Genomic DNA, 18790 nt, shown 5'->3' on the forward strand with positions numbered 1-18790 from the left:
GTTCAAAGAAATTGTTGCATCAAATACAAGATTTTTTCTCGTTTGGCTAAAAACTTTTCTTCTTCCACTTCAGTGAAACCCATTTCTGTCGTTCCTTGATACACTTTAATCGTTTCCTCAAACCATTGCGTAGCTTCGCCAATATAAGTGTCAAAGATTGGGTACGTGATTGCCGCCTGCATCATGAATTCTTCCTTTAATCCCGCACTCAACAATGCGTCTTGATTTTCATAAGCTTGTGCTAACTTACTTAAACAGCGATAACTTTTTTGCTCGGCTGGTTTTGGTAACCCTTGTGGCACGACTTCAATCAGTTGCTCATCGATTGTTAAAAAAGCTACTGGTTTGCTTTCTCCAACTTGTACGAGAAGCTCTAAAAGTTTTGCACGCACAAATAAATGGATATCTGTACGAATCAATATTTTTTTCGTTGCTTGAATAAATTCATGATAGGGTAACTGCTCAAGTTCACTAATCAATGTTAATTGTTGCGTTGGCGACAGTTCAGCGATATTGGCTAATTTTTGATGCGTCTGACGTATTTTTTGCCTCGCTAATTGTCCTGAAAAATTTTCTGCTTGCTGGATTTTTTCAATCATTGCATGCTCAAAGTGCTCTGAAAAGTTAGTCGCTGCAATTAGTTTACGTGCATATAGCCAATCTTTTGCACCAATGAGTAAGTCAAAATAGAAAGTGGCAAATTCTTCTTGTTTCAGATATTCTGTTTCATGGATCACTGCTTGACTCAAAGCTTCTTGTTTTTCATCAAGCTCATACAAACAATAAACGAGTAAGCTGTTTGCTTCAAACGTTTGCTTTAATTCATACGCACGGGTAAATAATTCTTTTGCTTTTCCCAAATTCTGTTGCGCAAGCGCTTGTTGAGCGACACGCATTAAATTCTCATATTTTTCTGGAAAATCAACTGGTCCAACCATGTCACTCCTCCTAACCCTTTTCCATTTTAACAAAACAAAAAAAGCGTGACAATCAAAATCATAATCGTCATGAAAGAAAGAATTTTTGAAAAAAATTTTTTTGCTTTTTTGACGGCTTTTGCTTAAATTTTCAAAAATATTGCTTTTATCTCACCGTTTAATCATAGCCACTAATCAAAAAAAGAGGCTGGAACATCTTTTTGTTCCAGCCTCGCTTCGTTCGTACGATTTTCAATCAAAATAACAAATTTTAGAAATTAAGCATTTATTTCTTGATTAAACGCTTTGATCAAATTAACTGTTACAACACTGGTATTTGAGAAGTAGTCACCCAAATGCTGTTTTTTCTGACTAAATATTGTTGGAATATAGCCAATAAACAATAAAGGAAACTTCAAAATAAATCGGCAAGCCGCTTCGCGTACGAGAACAGTTGACCAACTCAATTCCATTTCATCAAAGCTGATGACCCGAATGCCGAAAATCATTTTTCCTAAGGTCTGACCATGATTTAATTTTGTCAATAAAACAAAGTAGCTTAAATAAATGACTAATCCTAACAAGCCATACACACTTAGGTAGGAATCATTGATTGACAACCACCCAAAATTACTTGCGACTCCAAGAGTTAAGCGTGTGATAGCACCAATACAGAGCAAATCAATTAAAAAGGCAAAGAAACGAATCCAAAATCCAGCGTAAAAATACGTTGGAAAGTCATTCAGTTCTTTCTTCTCTGTAGGAGTCTCTGTATATTGTTGCCATTCAGCTTGTTTTTCTTTGATTTGTTCTTCTGTCAATTCTTCTTTACGAAAAGAGTTCAGTACCTTTTGAGAAAATCCTTTATCTGGTCCAACAGCTGGTTGTGGATTTATTTTTGATTCATTTGCTGTAGCTGGTTGTTCATTTGTCGGTTGTTTTTCCGGAGTTTCTGCCATCTTATTCACCTCCGTAGTAATACATCGCTTTAGGAGATTCTGCCGTACCAAGGTTTTCTAAAACGGATAAAATTTGGCTTGTTTCAGAAGCCTTGATTCCTTGGAATTCTGCAAACTTCGAGCCAAACCAAGTATTCGCGAACCCAGTGCCAGAAGTGCTATATTCGATCAACTGTGCATTTTCTAGTTTCTGGTCTTTTCTCATTGCTGCTAGTGCTTCATCTGGAAATGCTAATTCGTCAACCAGACCATTTTCCTTCGCTTGCACGCCGTCATAAATTCGACCATCAGCGATTTTTTTCACTTCTGTTTCTGGCATGTCGCGTCCTTCGCTGACTACCGAAACAAATCGACCATAAGCACTATCAATGTAAGCTTGTAAGACAGCTTGATCCTCTGCTGTTTCCGGACGAGTGCTTGATCCCATATCTTTTAGCGCACCACTTTTGACTGTCGTGTCTTCTACACCAAGTTTTTCTAATAAACCTGAATAGTTTAAACCAGACATGATTACACCGATTGATCCAGTAATTGTTTCTTCTGTCGCATAAATTTTATCTGCATTAGCTGAAATATAGTACCCACCACTTGCGGCCATGCTTGTCATGCTAACATATAAAGGAATTTTGCGTTCGGTTTGGATTTTCTTTAGTTCTTTCGCAATTTCTGCACTTTCGTAAACGCCTCCTCCTGGAGAATTCACTTCTAAGAAAACGCCTTTAACCGTATCATCTTCTTCAATTTCTTTTAACTGTTTCATAAAACTGGCATGGTCATAGCCTTCTGACGCGAAAATACCGGAAGAGCCACCACCTTGAATCGTTCCATCAACAGTTAATTTAACGATTTGCTCTGATTCATCACCCGGTTCAAGGACGTTTGCTGTCAACTCATCTTCTCCATATAGTAATCGATTAAAACTATCTAACTGGATTTCATCACTTACAGGTCGTGTCATACCTGAAGCTACCATTGATACCACTAACAACCCTGTAGCAATTGCCACAGCAATCCATCTTTTTTTATTCATCTTTTTCTCCTTACTTTACAAGTTTAATATAGATTTTTAATTACGATTACTGTTTCTGTTGCTTCTTCTGCATTCATTTTTTCCGCTTTTTCTTCTAATGCGTAACCCGCAAATGCTTCATTCGTCAACTCATCATGAACAACAAACTTTTGTGCTTTTGCTACAGCTACCGCATCTGGCGCTAGCTCTTGGATACTGTCCCAACCAGTATCCAAGAAAATTTTTGTTTCATCTGTTACATCCGGCATCTCTTCTAGTGCCTTCAGTTGTTTTTTTAACTCACCCAACGTAAGAATTTCTATTTTGGCTTCCATCTTTTCCTCCTACAATTTAGACATTTATGATTGTTTCCATTGTACCGAACTACTGGAAAAGATGATAGTCAATTTTCGATAAAATTCTGGCAGTTCCTTCTCCAAAAATACATTTTAGATATATACCAATTTAACAAAAAAAGATTTTTATTGACAAATATGCCCAATAAAAGTTATTATTTTAAATGTTTCCAAAACTTTTTTGAAAAAGGAGAATAGTAGACCATTAAGGATAGCGCCAGATCTGGGTAACCAGATGACGAGGAAAGGGTTTATCGAAAGTTTCGGCGGGTGACCCTAGGGAGCTGCACTCTACAGAGTATGAAAAAAACGATTTGTGAGAATCGAACAAAAACATACTCATGCAGTTGGAAACATCAGACAAATTTATTGAAGAAAGTAGGATGTTTTTTTATGTGCGGAATTGTTGGAATGATTGGATTAGAAAATGTAACTCCTGGATTAGTAAACGGATTAGAAAAGTTAGAATATCGCGGCTATGACTCCGCCGGTATTTTTGTTGCAAATGACTCTGCTGATTATTTGATTAAGTCACAAGGACGAATCCAAAATTTAAAGGATCGCTTAACGCCAGAAGTTGTTGGAACAATTGGCATTGGTCATACACGTTGGGCAACTCATGGAATACCTTCAGAGAAAAACGCCCATCCCCATACATCACAAAGTGGTCGTTTTGTTTTAGTTCACAATGGTGTGATCGAAAATTTTGAAGAACTAAAAGAAACTTATTTAGCTGACCATACATTGATTGGTGAAACAGATACAGAAATCATTGCACATTTAATTGAAGTATTTGCTAATAATGGATTGTCAACTAAAGAAGCCTTCTTAAAGACACTTCAGCTAACAAAAGGTTCTTATGCGTTTGGTTTAGTGGATCGCACAACTCCTGATGTCATCTATGTTGCCAAAAATAAAAGCCCTCTATTGATTGGGTTAGGCAACGGCTTTAACGTGATTGCCAGTGATGCAATGGCAATGCTAGTCCAAACGAAAACGTTTGTTGAAATCGAAGACCAAGAAATGGTTCTCATCACGGCAGATGACGTAACCATTCAAAATTTTCAAGGAGATATCATCACTCGTGAGTCTTTTGAAGCACAAGTTGACGCTTCTGACATCGAAAAAGGAACCTATCCTTATTACATGCTCAAAGAAATTGATGAACAGCCAATCATCATGCGTAAAATTGCGCAAACTTATGTAACAGCTGAGAATCAGATTGCACTTGATCAAGAATTAGTAACAACACTCGCGGTCAGTGACCGCATTTATATCGTTGCTTGTGGTACCAGTTACCACGCAGGTCTTGCTGGAAAACAAGCTTTAGAAACATTGACAGGAATCCCGGTTGAAGTCCATTTAGCAAGTGAATTTGGTTACCATATGCCTTTGCTTTCTAAAAAGCCATTTTTCATTTTTCTTAGTCAAAGTGGCGAGACTGCTGACAGTCGACAAGTATTAGTGAAAATCAATCAACTTGGGCTTCCTTCATTAACAATTACGAATGTAGCTGGATCTACGTTATCAAGAGAAGCTTCTTTCACTGTTTTATTACATGCTGGGCCAGAAATTGCTGTTGCTTCAACAAAAGCTTATACTGCTCAAATCGCTGTTTTAACATTATTAGCAAAAGCTGTCGGCGATCAAAACAAGAACATGCTTTCTTTGGATTTTGACGTAGCCCATGAACTAAGTTTAGCAGCAACTGCTATGGAAACGATCATCACTCAGAAAGAATATTTAGAACAGCTAGCTACTGCCTACTTGAATGATACGCGAAACGCTTTTTATATTGGACGTGGCTCTGACTATTACGTTTCTCTTGAGGCAGCTTTGAAATTAAAAGAAATCAGCTACATCCAAGCAGAAGGTTTTGCTGCCGGAGAATTAAAACACGGAACGATTGCCTTAATCGAAGAAGGCACCCCAGTAATTGGGATTATTAGTGATCCTATCACTGGTGCTCACACTCGCGGAAATTTAAAAGAAGTTGAAAGCCGTGGTGCAAACACGTTAGTCATTTCAACAGAAGCGTTAGCAAAAGAAAATGATCAGTTGGTTTTACCAACCGTTCATCCGTTCTTCACGCCATTAACGACTGTTGTCCCTACCCAATTACTTGCTTACTATGCGACTTTGTTACGCGGGTTCGACGTTGACAAGCCACGTAACTTAGCAAAATCTGTAACCGTTGAATAAAATATTCTAATTCTAGTCTTCCCCAATCAATTCAAAAAAGAAGTAGCCGTGAAAAATTCACGGCTACTTCTTTTTAATACACATGTACAAACCGAAAGACCATTTTGCGCATGGAATTTTATTTTTGGGCAGGAGTTTAGCAAGAAAAAGAGCCAAAGCAAAAATCCGCTTTAGCTCTTTATTTAATTAGTCAATACCAATTTCCGCTTTTACGACTGCAGCAATTTTATCAACATAATAATTTACTTTTTCATCCGTTGGTGCTTCTGCCATGACACGTAACAATGGTTCTGTTCCTGAAGGGCGAACTAAGATACGACCTTCCCCATTCATTTCAGCTTCTGCTTCATCAATAACTGCTTTGATTGCAGGAACATCCATTGCTCCATTTTTATCGCTGACACGAATATTCACTAATTTTTGTGGATAAATCGTTACTTCACCAGCAAGTTCTGATAATTTTTTGCCTGTTTGTTTCATGATATTCAACAATTGAATACCAGATAACATTCCATCACCAGTTGTATTGAAATCTAGGAAAATCATGTGACCCGATTGTTCCCCACCAAAGTTATAATCATTTTTACGCATTTCTTCCACTACGTAACGATCGCCAACTTGAGTAATCACATCTTTCAAACCGATTCCTTCAACCGCTTTGTGGAAACCTAAGTTACTCATAACCGTTGTTACGATTGTATCTTTTTTCAAGCGATTTTTTTCTGCTAAGTATTTTGCACAGATAAACATGATTTTATCACCATCAACAATATTTCCTAGTTCATCAACCGCAATGATTCGGTCACCATCGCCATCAAAAGCTAAACCAACATCTGCTCCTTTTTCAACAACCATCTCAGCTAATTTTTCTGGATGTGTTGAGCCAACGCCGTCGTTGATATTCAAGCCATCTGGTTTTGTTCCCATTGTGTAGAAATCGGTTTCCAGGTCTGCAAACAAACGATTGACAGAAGTTGCTGTTGCACCATTTGCTGCATCAACACAAACTGTTAGCCCAGACAAATCACCATTGATTGTTTGAACTAAAAATTGTGAATACTTCAATAATCCTTCTGGAAATTCTTCGACAGTTCCTAATCCCTCAGCAGAAGGTCTTGGTAGCTCATCAGTTGGTGCATCAAGCAATGCTTCGATTTCTAATTCTTGGTCATCCACCAATTTGAATCCATCTGCTCCAAAGAATTTGATTCCATTATCTTGTGCAGGATTGTGCGATGCAGAAATCATTACTCCAGCACTCGCTTTTTGTAAACGAGTCAAGTAAGCTACACCTGGTGTTGAGATAACGCCTAATTGAAAGACTTCGATCCCTACTGATAACAACCCTGCAACTAATGCAGATTCAAGCATTTGGCCAGAAATACGAGTATCACGACCAACTAAAACTCGAGGACGTTTCCCTTCAACTTCATGTTGACTTAAAACATAGCCTCCATAACGCCCTAATTTAAATGCTAATTCTGGTGTTAACTCTTTATTTGCTTCTCCACGGACACCGTCCGTTCCAAAATATTTACCCATAACGATTAACTTGCTCCTTTAACTTCATTTTCTAAGAAATTTTCCCATTCAATTGTTCGGTTTCATCCATTAGTTTTGAGTTGAATCAACTGTCTCGTTTATCGATTCTTCAGTACTCGTAGCTTGTGTATCTGAACTTGAAGACGAATTTGAAGTTGATGGTGTTGTCGTTCTCGTTGTATCCGTTCCAGATTGTGTTGTTGACGTACGATCTGCACTGCTTTCTGAACGTGAAGATGAACTTCTGTTGGTCGTCTCTTCTAACACCGGTGTGATTTCGACACTCACTTTTTTCGGTGAAACACTTAGCCCATCACTGACCGGAATCTCATACTCTCTCGTCAAACGATGTGTAATCCCTGACACGTCGATTGGAACGATGATACTATCTCCCAGTTGTTCCAATAACTCACTGGTTCCCGTTACTTCTGCTTCCAGTTTTGAAAAATTAAAGTCATAGCTTTTCACACCATCTGCACGAACACCTTGCTGTGTTCCATAAAGACGAACCGTTTTTGTCGGTTTGATTGCATCTGCTTGTACTCTTACATGCACTGGATCAGCAATGATACTCAACGCTTCTCCCGCGCTATTTAAAGCTTGCACAGCTACATTACTATTGATACCATCATCTGTCACGTCCGACGCATTGACTTCAGCAACCACTTGGTTGATTTCCGCTAATGTTTTATCACCTGTCGTAATCGACACTTTTTTTGGTGTTTCTGAAACAGTGTCTAATTGATAACCAGAAGGTGTCGTTTCAGATGGCAAGATTGTTGTTACTTCAAAATCTTTTTCCACCCGTTTTTCGATTGTCACCGTGATTGTGGTTGGTTCAACTTTCGCATTCACTGCACTACTAAGATTTCTGACTCTTAGTGAAACTTCATGGGTTCCTTCGCTCAACTTAGTTAAATCTGCACTTAAACGGAACGTTCGCGTATCAACATTTGATTCCGCATTTAACTGAACACGATTAGCGCTAGTAAGTTTCACTTTTGCCGTACTTACAAATCCATGAATATAATATTTTTCAGAATCATAAGATAACTGAATTGGCACATCACTCACAGTTTGTGTATACGACTCAGAACCAGATAAGACACTTTGAGTTGATTGATTGTTTGCATTGAAATACAAAACGATACTAAACAATAAAGCAATAAACCCATAGAAAATACTGGTCCTTTTTTCTTTTGAGATCATTTACGACCCCCTCCCTTAGTCATGCCATCTAGGAAGGATTGAAGAACATTTTTTCTGTTCTTTGTTTTTTCATCTGCAATCAATTCACGACGCAAGATTGCTAAATATTCTTCTTGAGATAGACCAGTAATCAATTCGTTATCTAAAGTGATACTGACATCTCCTGTTTCTTCAGAGACAACGATCGTAATCGCATCACTGACTTCACTGATACCGACAGCTGCGCGGTGACGAGTCCCAAACTCTTTCGGGATCAACATACTTTCAGATAAAGGCAAATATGCGCTGGCCACTGCAATTTTACCGTCTTTTACAATAACGGCCCCATCATGAAGCGGCGTATTTGGAATGAAGATATTAATCAGTAATTCCCCCGTAATATCTGCATCTAACGCAATCCCAGTTTCAATATACTCATCTAATCCTGTATGACGTTCGATCGTGACCAATGCACCAATTTTTCGCTTGGACATATATTGGATCGCTTTATCGAATGACAAAATCATTTTTTCATCTTCTTGCTGTTCACTCTTCGTTTGCTTAAATAGTGAACTTCTTCCAAGATGCTCCAACCCGCGACGAATTTCAGGTTGGAAAATGACAACTGCTGCGATAACACCATAGGTAATGACTTGATTCATCAACCAGGATAGCGTATGAAGTCCAATTATTTCTGCTAAAATTCGAATCACGATAAAAATCGCAACCCCTTTTAGTAATTGAATGGCCTTCGTTCCTCTTAGCAGCTGGATCAGTTTGTACACCAAGTACCAGACAACCAGAATATCAAGTATGTTCACAAAAAAGTTTAGCGATAAAAAATCACCGGAAAGCATTTGCTGCCAATAATTCAAATTAAAAAGTTCCCCGATTTGAAATGACATAAAAAGCCTCTCTTCTCTTTTGAGATTTCTTTCCCATTATATCATATGTTTATTCTTTAAAGAGTTTTCTGCTTCGTTTTTCCAGATAAAATCACAATTTTTTCAAGAAAGTTACAATTTCTTTTTTCGTCAAAAAAAGACTTACTAAATTTTCACCTTCAAGGCGTCATTAGCAAGTCTTTCTTTTCATTATTCTTGTTCTTTACGACGTTTTGCACGTTCTTCACGCCGTTTTGCTCGTCGTTCTTGTGCTTCAAGATCAACAGGTCTTTCTTTTTTAACACGCTTCTCTTTTTGCTCTTTCTCAGGCGTATTCGAAGCGAGTTCAGGTTCTAACTTCGCTTTGATTTTTTCGAGTTCACCAGACATCAACGCATAACTATAAAAGCGATTTTTTGCATCATGAACAGTTTTTTCAAATAGGTCTTTAGCCATTAACGGATTTGTATTTTCTAATGAAGAAAAACGAACTTGTTTACGCATAAATTCTGCCATCGTTGAAAAATTTGGCTTTTTATAGTCCAATGTCATTGGATTTTTTCCCTTTTCGAGTAAAGTCGGATTATAGCGATACAGTGACCAATAACCTGAAGATACAGCTTCTTTTGCTTCCTTGATTGATTCTTTCATCCCACCAAATAAGCCATGAGTGATACATGGTGTATATGCAATAATCAGAGATGGACCAGGGAATTTTTCGGCTTCTTCAAATGCTTTGATTGTTTGCATTTGGTTTGCACCCGACGCGATTTGCGCAACGTAAACATGATTATAAGTCATCGCCATTTTGCCTAAATCTTTTTTCGCTGCATATTTCCCACTGGCAGCAAATTTAGCAATCGCTGAAGCTGGTGTTGCTTTCGATGTTTGTCCACCAGTGTTGGAATAAACTTCATTGTCCAAAACCAAAATGTTGACATCTGCGCCACTGGCAATCACATGATCGATACCACCAAAACCAATATCGTATGCCCAACCATCGCCACCAATCATCCATTGGCTATTTTTTACAAATAAATCTTTTTCGCGATAAATCATTGCTAATTCTGGAACAGCTTCAAGTTCTGCTTCTATCGCGGCTTGAAGTTTTGCTGCCCGTTGTTGTGTGCCTTCACTATCAAACAAATGATTCAACCAATCTTCCATCAATAAACGTAATTCTGAAGAAACTTTTGGTAGCACTCCACTCATCGACTTCGCTAAAGCTTCACGTCTTGTTTGTGCAGCCAGTAACATCCCATAGCCAAACTCGGCATTATCTTCTAATAATGAATTTGACCAAGCTGGGCCTTGTCCACATTCATTTGTCGTATATGGTGAAGCAGGTGATGCTCCTCCCCAAATGGAAGAACAACCAGTTGCGTTAGCAATCATCATTCGATCCCCAAACATTTGAGTCAATAATTTCACATAAGGTGTTTCACCGCAACCAGAACAAGCACCTGAGAATTCTAATAATGGTTGATTGAACTGAGTTGATAACACAGTGTTTTTTCCTTTAACCGGGTTTTCTTTTTGACGTAATGTCATGGCAAACGCCCAATTCACTGCTTGTTCTTTTTGTTCTTCGTAAGGTTTCATTACTAACGCTTTTCCTTTTGCAGGACAAGCTTCCACACATAGTCCACAGCCTGTGCAATCTTCCACAGAAACTTGGATTCGGTATTTCTGGCCATCAGCGCCTCGCATTTCACGAACGATGAACCCTTCTGGTGCTTCTTCCATCTCCTCTTCATCTGCCAAAAATGGGCGAATTGCTGCGTGCGGGCAAACAAAGGCACATTCATTACACATCGTGCAACGGTCACTGATCCATTCAGGCACCTCAAGCGCGACACCACGTTTTTCAACAGCACCTGTCCCAACAGGCATTTCGCCTGCTGTCATTCCATTTCTTACTAATGTTCCCACCGACAATTCATTGCCTTCTTGTGCGTTCACAGGTACGAGAATTTCTTCTACATAACTTGACTGTTTACGAGCGGCTTTTTGCGGTACTTCAAGCGTTTTCCAACTTTCTGGAACATCCACTTTGTGAAGAAGCTCGACTGTTCGATCAATGGCTTGTGTATTTTTTTCAACGATCGTCATTGATTTATGCCCATAACTTTTCAGCGCTTCTTCTTTTAAAATTGGCAAGACTTCTTCAAACTCAATAATATTAGCTAATTTAAAAAAGGCCGTTTCCATTGCTGTATTGATTCGCCGACCAAGTCCTACTTCTTGTGCAAGTTTCATTGCATTGATTGTATAAAACTGGATGTCATTTTGTGCTAAATATTTTTTTAATTTCGTTGGTAAATGTGTTTCAAGTTGCTCATCGCTCCAGATTGTATTCAATAGGAATGTTCCGCCAGGTTTCAATCCTTTAACCAAATCATAACTATGCAAGTAAGCTGGCGTATGGCATGCAATGAAATCAGCATGTTCAACTAGATAAGTCGAACGGATCGGCGTTTCACCAAAACGAAGATGCGAGACGGTTAAGCCACCTGATTTTTTTGAATCATAATGAAAATACCCCTGTGCATACTTATTCGTATGATCGCCAATGATTTTTATCGCAGATTTATTCGCACCAACTGTTCCATCTGAGCCAAATCCCCAGAATTTTGCTTGATAAGTTGTTGGGTTCGTTAAATCAAGTGTTTCACGTTTTTCAAGTGAAGTATACGTAACATCATCAACAATTCCGATTGTAAAGCGCGTTTTCATTTGCGCTTTTTCTTTTTTTAATTCATCAAAGACGGTCACGATTTGATCAGGCGTGACATCTTTTGAACCCAAACCATATCGTCCACCAATAATTGTTGGACGTATTTCTGCGTCATACATTACGCTTTGAACGTCTAATAGTAATGGTTCTCCACCAGCTCCTGGTTCTTTGCTTCGATCAAGAACCGCAATCGATTTAACCGTACTTGGTAATTTTTCTAGCAAGTTTTTAACTGGGAATGGTCGATATAAATGAATATTCAAAAAGCCAACCTTACGACCATTTTTATTTAAATATTCGACTGTCTGTTCAATCGTCTGTGCAACAGATCCCATGGAAATAATGATTTCTTCTGCATCTTCTGCACCATGATACGTAACCAAATCATAATTAGTATTTCTCAACTGATTAATTTCTTGCATATATTTTTGAACGATTTCTGGAAGTTTATCATAATATTGGTTAATCGTTTCTCTTTGTTGAAAATGGATATCAGGATTTTGATTCGTTCCACTAACGGTTGGATGATTCGGGTTCATTGCCCTTTGACGGAATTTTGCTAATTTTTCTTGATTAATCAATGGCGCTAATTCATCATATTCCAACACTTCGATTTTTTGAATTTCATGACTCGTTCGAAAGCCATCAAAAAAATTCATAAAAGGAATTTCTGCTTCAATCGAGGCTAAGTGTGCGACTGGAGCTAAGTCCATTACTTCTTGGACACTACTTTCTGATAGCATCGCAAATCCCGTTTGTCTAGCGGCCATGACATCCCCATGATCGCCAAAAATATTTAAAGCATTAGTTGTCACTGCTCGACTTGCCACATGAAAAACGCTTGGCAATAATTCACCTGCTATTTTGTACATGTTTGGAATCATCAATAACAATCCTTGTGATGCTGTATAAGTAGTCGTCAAAGCACCTGTTTTTAAGGAGCCATGAACCACGCCAGCAGCGCCGGCTTCTGATTGCATTTCGACAACTTTAACTGGTTGACCAAATATATTTTTCTTTCCTGCTGCCGACCATTGATCGACTAATTCTGCCATTGTTGAACTTGGTGTAATTGGATAGATAGCAGCTAACTCGGTAAACGCATAGGAAATATATGCTGCGGCTGTGTTCCCATCCATGGTTTTCATTTTTCGCATTTATCATCATCCTTGTTCAGTTTCTCTCGAGTAATCTGCTTCATTATACCGTAAACTTGAGGGGAATAAAAATAAATTTCGAGCATTTATTCACATACTTTCATAAAACACTTTTTTTATAAGAAATATTTTGTGAAATCCTCCGAAAACAAAACGCTATCTTTTTTTATTTTGAATCGGTAAAATGTATTTGGAGGTGTTTCTATGGATATTTCAGTTATTGATGCAACAAAAACAAACGAAACAACAGGAATTTACTACGGAGATACAGCAGCGCCACAAACAACGATTGAGTTTCTCAATCTTGCTTGTCCTTATTGTAAAAAATGGTTTGAAGAATCTTTTTTGACACTTGACTCATTTGTACAAGAAGGAAAAGTCAATCGTCTAATTAAACTCTTTGATAAAGAAAAAGAAAGTTTACAACGCGGTAATGTCATGCATCATCACATTACTGCTAACGACGGCAAAAAAGCTTTAGCAGAAATCAAACAGATTTTTGAAATGCAAGACCAATGGAAAGAACTTTCTTTAGAAGAAGTTGCGCAATACGCAACGCAAGAATTAGGATTGACTTATCAACCAGATATGGAAATGGCAAAAGCAATCATTGACGAAGCAAATGCTGCGCATATTCAATTCGTCCCAACGATTATACTCGATCAAACTATTTTTGACGAAAGCATCACGTTAGACGAATTAACTTCTTTAATCAACTAATAAAAAAGGTGAACCAAAACGAATTCCGTCTTGGTTCACCTTTTTTATTAACAGTGATTCGCTCAATCAATACGCTAATTGAGTCAATCACACAGCTTCTTCTCTTAGCTTCTCAGCAAAATCATTGATCTTTCGTATTCGATGATTGATGCCCGATTTTGAGATTGCTCCTGATGGAATCATCTCACCTAATTCTTTCAAACTGACTTCTGGATGTTGCAACCTTAATTCAGCAATTTCTTGCAGTTTTTCTGGTAGAGCATGCAAACCAACTCTTGCTTCAATGAATTCAATATTTTCAATCTGTTTAGATGCCGCATCAATCGTCTTATTTAAATTCGCCGTTTCACAATTAACCAAACGATTAACCGAGTTTCTCATGTCACGAACGATACGAACATCTTCAAAACGCAACATCGAATTTGTCGCACCAATCAACGTTAAAAAGTCAGCAATTTTTTCTGCTCCTTTTAAGTAGGAAATATAGCCATTACGTCTTTCAAGTGTTCGTGCATGCAAGCCATAGTAATTCAGCATGTCACAAATGTCTTGATTATGTTGTTCATAAATGGAAAAAATTTCCAAATGATAACGACTTGTCTCTGGATTGTTCACAGATCCAGATGCCATAAATGCACCACGTAAGTAAGAACGCATTTTCTGTGCATTTCCCATGATTTCATCAGACACATGACCATTAAACATCAAGCCATCCATAATATCCAAGTCCATCAATACATTTTTCGTCCCCTGCTTCAAGCGAACGATATAGACATTATTCTTTTTTAATTTCATTTTTTTTCGAACAAGTAACTCACTTCGAACATTATAATGATCTTTTAAAAGAGAATAGATACGTCGGGCAATCGCAGCATTTTCTGTCTGAACATTTAAAATGAACTGCTGATTGACAATGCCTAAAGAGCCGTTCATTCGCAACAAAGCAGCAAGTTCTGCTTTTGCATGTTCACGATGAACTTCCAAACCAGTCAACTCTTTTTTTACATCAGATGCAAATGACATTCTATTCTCCTCCTTTCTTTCACAATCCTAGTCTAATATTTCGAGCCAAAAACTAACCGAAAAAGTTCTTCAACGACTTTTTCGCCGTCATGGAACACGCCACCATTTTTCAACTCCAAGAAATCAGTTGAAATAACGCGACAACCTTCATTTCTAAGCCCGCTAAAATCATGCTGAACCTGAACAAGGTATTCATCATAGATTTCAGGATCCATGTAATCTTCTGGTACCTTTTCTGTATTCACCAACACCGTATCAATAAATTTCTCCTGTAAGTGTTCGTGCAACACACGTATGTGATCCGCATCAGTGAAATGTTCCGTTTCACCTTTTTGCGTCATGATATTACAGATGTAAACAACTTCTGCTTTTGTTTTAACGATTGCTTCGCCGATTTCAGGAATAACTAAGTTGGGCAAGATACTCGTAAACAAACTTCCCGGACCAAGTACAACCATATCTGCTTCCGCAATAGCGTTCACAACTTTACGCGCTGCTTTTGCTACTTGATCGTCCGTCGTATTTCGCACAAAGACATGGTCAATCGTTTTACGATCTAACGCAATTTTTGATTCACCAACAGCTGTTGTTCCATCTTTAAATACAGCATGGAGCGTTAAAGGTGTTTCAGACGATGGATAAATATGCCCATCTACGTGCATCATTCTCGACAATAACTGAATCGCATCGTACGTACTACCTCTCATTTCTGAAACAGCCGCAATAATCAAGTTACCAATACTATGATTAGCTAAGAATTGATCCTCTTTCTTAAAACGATATTGAAAAATATCTTCATAAAACTGAGGCATATCAGAAAGTGCCACCAATACGTTTCGCAAATCACCAGGTGGTGCCATTGAAATTGATTCCCGAATTGCACCACTACTTCCTCCATCATCCGCCACTGTTACAATGGCCGTTAAGTCTGCGCCTTGATTGCGTAAACTTTTCAAGATAACTGGGAGACCCGTTCCACCCCCGACTACCACAATTTTTGGTTTTCTAATTCGATAGGTCTTCATATTCAAGAGCGATTCACCGTCTCTTTCCGCTTATCTTTGTCACGGTGCGTAACATTCACTTTATAATTTTCACTCAACGCTTTTGATAAACGTTCTGTTAAAGCAACTGAACGATGTTGTCCGCCGGTACAACCAATTGCAACAGTCAAGCTGCTCTTTCCTTCTTTGACATATCCCGGCAAAACAGTCTCCAATAAATGAAGAAATTGACTATAAAAATCCTCTGTTTCAGTAAACGACATCACATAATCATAAACGGGTTGATCCATTCCAGTTAACGGGCGTAACTCTGGAATGTAATGAGGATTTGGCAAAAAACGCACATCCATCACAATATCTGAATCAATCGGTAACCCGTATTTGAATCCAAAAGAAACAAATTCAATTCGGAAGCCTTGATCTTCTTGCGTTTTGAACGTAGCAATGATTTTTTCTCTTAATTGGCGTGGCGTCATCGTTGTCGTATCGATAACAACGGATGCTTGCACCTTTAATTCATTTAAAATTGCACGTTCTTTACGGATTCCTTCAGTTACTAGGCCATCCATTGCCATCGGATGGGTACGACGAGTTTCTTTGTAGCGGGCTACTAATTCTTCATCTGAAGCATCTAAGAACAGAATCGAAGTATCAATGAAATCCGTATTGACAATTTCAATCAACATTTTTTGAATTTCTTCAAAGAATGAACGAGAACGTAAATCGACACCTAATGCCATTTTTGTTACCTTTCCAGATTCTTTGATTAGTTCCCAAAATTTAGGAATCAATCTTGGAGGCATGTTATCAATACAAAAGTATCCCATGTCCTCAAAACTTTGTATCGCCACAGTTTTTCCTGCGCCGCTCATTCCTGTAATAATTACGAGTTGTAAATTTTCAGCCATCTTCTCGAACCCCTCTCTAATTGTCATTTAAATTATATCATTCCGGGCGTATCATCGCTAGCTATATCTTTCCTATTTATGGAATTTTCATGGAAAAATAACCTGTTGTTACAAAAAACTTGGACCAAATACCACAAATGATGATACTTGCTCCAAGTTTTTCTATCGTTACCGATTCAATTAATTGTCGCTACTATTTAGCATTAGAAGATTGTTCCCGAAATTTTTCTGCTAGTTCAATTGTTCGATCAGCCAAAATTGATTGTGCATCAATCACTGGGTACGTATTATCAGAAGCAAATTCTTGCATCAATGATAATTCGGTACAACCCAAAATGATTTTTTCACAGTTTAGCTGTCCGACCGCTTCCTCTAAAATTTCATAGTACAAAGCTTCATTTAAATAGTCTGATTCTTTGATATCATGATAAATCAAATGATTGATTTTCGCTTGTAGTTTGTCATCAGGAGTCACTACGTCAAAGCCTAATTGTCTCACTTCACGCTCATAAATTCCTGCCTTCATGCTACCTTCTGTCCCTAAGATAGCTACTGAACCAGTCGTTTGTTGACGAACTAACTCGTTGGCTGCTTCTCTTGGCATATGCAAGATTGGGATATTTGTTGCTGCTTGTAGCTCATCAAAAAAATAATGTGCTGTATTACAAGTCAATACGATAAAGTTTGGCTGTAGTAGGTTTTGCTTTTCAATATCATCCAGCAAATAAGGAATTGGATTTTCCTTCTCACGATCTAAAATATAAGCAGTTCGATCCGGTACCGTTGCATGATTGAACAATACATAGTTTAGATATTCTTGGTCCCTAGTTGCATTCGTGCGGTGATTGATCAAGCGGACAAAACTCTCCGTTGCCATTGTTCCCATACCGCCCAAAATACTGAAAAAATTCTCCATGACTAGCCTTCTTTCACATGAAAATATTTTTTGAATCGAGGAATATAGTTATGGAACATATATTTCATTAGTACCCATCGTTTCAATGAACGATCGCCATCATAAAATACAGTTGTACCAAAACGTTTTTCCTGAATCATTTTTTCTGCAATTTTTTTATCTTCGTTCTCTCTAGCATATGTTAAAAAGATTTTTTTTGGTACGCCCAGCCATAGTTTTGCGTCTGCGGAATCTTTCGTACCATAAATAGTTTCTGTAAATGGTTCATGGAATACTCTGTCTTCTGTAACGAAGCGCGCTAAATTTAGCCCATTCAACGTAACAAAGAAGCTACTACGTCCTTGACGTAAGTTGATTTCAAATAATTTGTATTCTCCATCGCGTGGATCATATTTCATATCAAAATTCGCAAAACCAGTATACTCGATTGTTTCCAAAAATTTCTTGATTGTCTGGTAAATTTTTTCATTGTAATCAGGCATGATTACGACATAATTACCGATTGATGCAGGTGTTGGATCTTCCAAAAGTGGATGTCCCAAACACATCATCCGAACCTGATGATTTTCATCAACATAGGCATTTAACACGCGCATATTGCTGTCATCTCCAGGAATGAAATCTTGAACAATCATTTCACTTGTATATCCGGCTTCGTAAATTCGTCCTAAAATCAAGTCAAATTCTTCACGATTATCGATAATAAATGCTTTTTTTCGTCCTTCAAATTGAATAGAAAGATACTCTACACTATTTGCTGGTTTTAACGCTACTGGAAACTCAAATGGCAAGTCTTGTTCCAAGCGGCCATTCACTAACATTGGTTCTCTAACAATCAATGTTTTGGGATAAGGAAGTTGATATTCTTCGCAAACTTCATAAAAGCTTACTTTATTAATTAATCGTTCGAATAATGAATAATCAATATACGGACAAATAAAGTATGCTGAAAGTTCTTCTTTATGTTGAGAAATCAACTCTGCATATCCATCTCCACAAGCAATCAACAAATATTTTTTACTTTGATCTGAATATTTTTCTTTTGCCAAGCGTAGCATCGTTTCGATAAAAACTGGATCCTTATCAAAACCTGGAATTACTTCGACACTCACGATGTTGCTGTAACGAGTTGGCGCAAGTTGGTTTGAAGCATATGCTTGACACACTTTACCATAAGCTTCATTAAATGAACGTGCCATACCATAGACGTTCATATCACTTCCTAATAATATAGGAACAAATTCTTCATTTACATTACTATTCATCAC

General features: G+C 37.9%; 15 protein-coding genes. 2 read left to right on the top strand and 13 right to left on the bottom strand.

The features are described from left to right. Window positions 1–2: 2 nt before the first annotated feature. The 4 genes from AB3I20_RS02120 to AB3I20_RS02135 all read right to left on the bottom strand — a co-directional run bounded on the left by AB3I20_RS02120 (window position 3) and on the right by AB3I20_RS02135 (window position 3220). Window positions 3–938 carry a hypothetical protein gene (locus AB3I20_RS02120; protein WP_067484316.1) on the bottom strand — a complete coding sequence of 312 codons (936 nt, stop codon included), beginning with the start codon at window positions 936–938 and terminating at the stop codon, window positions 3–5. A gap of 257 nt (window positions 939–1195) precedes the next feature. Then, window positions 1196–1876 carry an RDD family protein gene (locus tag AB3I20_RS02125; RefSeq protein WP_368026868.1) on the bottom strand — a complete coding sequence of 227 codons (681 nt, stop codon included), beginning with the start codon at window positions 1874–1876 and terminating at the stop codon, window positions 1196–1198. Between the two features lies 1 nt (window position 1877). Next, window positions 1878–2906: a signal peptide peptidase SppA gene (sppA, locus tag AB3I20_RS02130; protein WP_349702459.1), complete on the bottom strand. Its 1029-nt coding sequence runs from the start codon at window positions 2904–2906 to the stop codon at window positions 1878–1880. Window positions 2907–2929: 23 nt separating this feature from the next. Next, window positions 2930–3220 carry a hypothetical protein gene (locus AB3I20_RS02135; RefSeq protein WP_270344569.1) on the bottom strand — a complete coding sequence of 97 codons (291 nt, stop codon included), beginning with the start codon at window positions 3218–3220 and terminating at the stop codon, window positions 2930–2932. 414 nt (window positions 3221–3634) lie between these two features. Between AB3I20_RS02135 and glmS the strand changes: the two genes are divergently transcribed. Then, a complete protein-coding gene (gene glmS / locus AB3I20_RS02140; RefSeq protein ID WP_368026870.1) occupies window positions 3635–5443 on the top strand; it encodes a glutamine--fructose-6-phosphate transaminase (isomerizing) in 1809 nt (602 codons plus the stop codon). 186 nt (window positions 5444–5629) lie between these two features. On the opposite strand, the gene glmM is transcribed toward glmS, so the two are convergent. The 4 genes from glmM to nifJ all read right to left on the bottom strand — a co-directional run bounded on the left by glmM (window position 5630) and on the right by nifJ (window position 12951). Beyond that, complete coding sequence (glmM, locus tag AB3I20_RS02145; protein ID WP_071868495.1) at window positions 5630–6985, bottom strand: phosphoglucosamine mutase; 1356 nt, start codon at window positions 6983–6985, stop codon at window positions 5630–5632. A 69-nt stretch (window positions 6986–7054) separates the two neighbouring features. After that, complete coding sequence (locus tag AB3I20_RS02150; protein WP_368026871.1) at window positions 7055–8194, bottom strand: YbbR-like domain-containing protein; 1140 nt, start codon at window positions 8192–8194, stop codon at window positions 7055–7057. Next, window positions 8191–9078, bottom strand: coding sequence for a diadenylate cyclase CdaA (cdaA, locus tag AB3I20_RS02155; RefSeq protein WP_067484300.1), 888 nt, complete (start codon window positions 9076–9078; stop codon window positions 8191–8193). Before cdaA ends, AB3I20_RS02150 begins: the two co-directional genes overlap by 4 nt. Window positions 9079–9267: 189 nt before the next feature. Continuing rightward, a complete protein-coding gene (gene nifJ / locus AB3I20_RS02160; RefSeq protein ID WP_368026873.1) occupies window positions 9268–12951 on the bottom strand; it encodes a pyruvate:ferredoxin (flavodoxin) oxidoreductase in 3684 nt (1227 codons plus the stop codon). Between the two features lie 204 nt (window positions 12952–13155). Here nifJ and AB3I20_RS02165 point away from each other — a divergent pair, with 204 nt between their 5' ends. Next, on the top strand, window positions 13156–13671 hold the full coding sequence (locus tag AB3I20_RS02165) for a DsbA family protein (protein ID WP_075491016.1): 516 nt from the start codon (window positions 13156–13158) through the stop codon (window positions 13669–13671). Between the two features lie 87 nt (window positions 13672–13758). Here AB3I20_RS02165 and whiA read toward each other — a convergent pair whose 3' ends face one another. The 5 genes from whiA to AB3I20_RS02190 form a co-directional block, all read right to left on the bottom strand. Beyond that, window positions 13759–14694: a DNA-binding protein WhiA gene (gene whiA / locus AB3I20_RS02170; RefSeq protein WP_067484292.1), complete on the bottom strand. Its 936-nt coding sequence runs from the start codon at window positions 14692–14694 to the stop codon at window positions 13759–13761. A 32-nt stretch (window positions 14695–14726) separates the two neighbouring features. After that, window positions 14727–15725, bottom strand: coding sequence for a YvcK family protein (gene yvcK / locus AB3I20_RS02175; RefSeq protein ID WP_075491014.1), 999 nt, complete (start codon window positions 15723–15725; stop codon window positions 14727–14729). Then, complete coding sequence (gene rapZ, locus AB3I20_RS02180) at window positions 15722–16606, bottom strand: RNase adapter RapZ (RefSeq protein WP_067484287.1); 885 nt, start codon at window positions 16604–16606, stop codon at window positions 15722–15724. Before rapZ ends, yvcK begins: the two co-directional genes overlap by 4 nt. A gap of 193 nt (window positions 16607–16799) precedes the next feature. After that, window positions 16800–17522: an amino acid racemase gene (locus AB3I20_RS02185; RefSeq protein WP_067484284.1), complete on the bottom strand. Its 723-nt coding sequence runs from the start codon at window positions 17520–17522 to the stop codon at window positions 16800–16802. A 2-nt stretch (window positions 17523–17524) separates the two neighbouring features. Then, window positions 17525–18790 carry a D-aspartate ligase gene (locus AB3I20_RS02190; RefSeq protein WP_172843722.1) on the bottom strand — a complete coding sequence of 422 codons (1266 nt, stop codon included), beginning with the start codon at window positions 18788–18790 and terminating at the stop codon, window positions 17525–17527.

The organism is Enterococcus sp. C50 (genome assembly GCF_040887505.1).
In the GTDB taxonomy this organism is placed as follows: Bacteria; Bacillota; Bacilli; order Lactobacillales; family Enterococcaceae; genus Enterococcus_B; species Enterococcus_B thailandicus.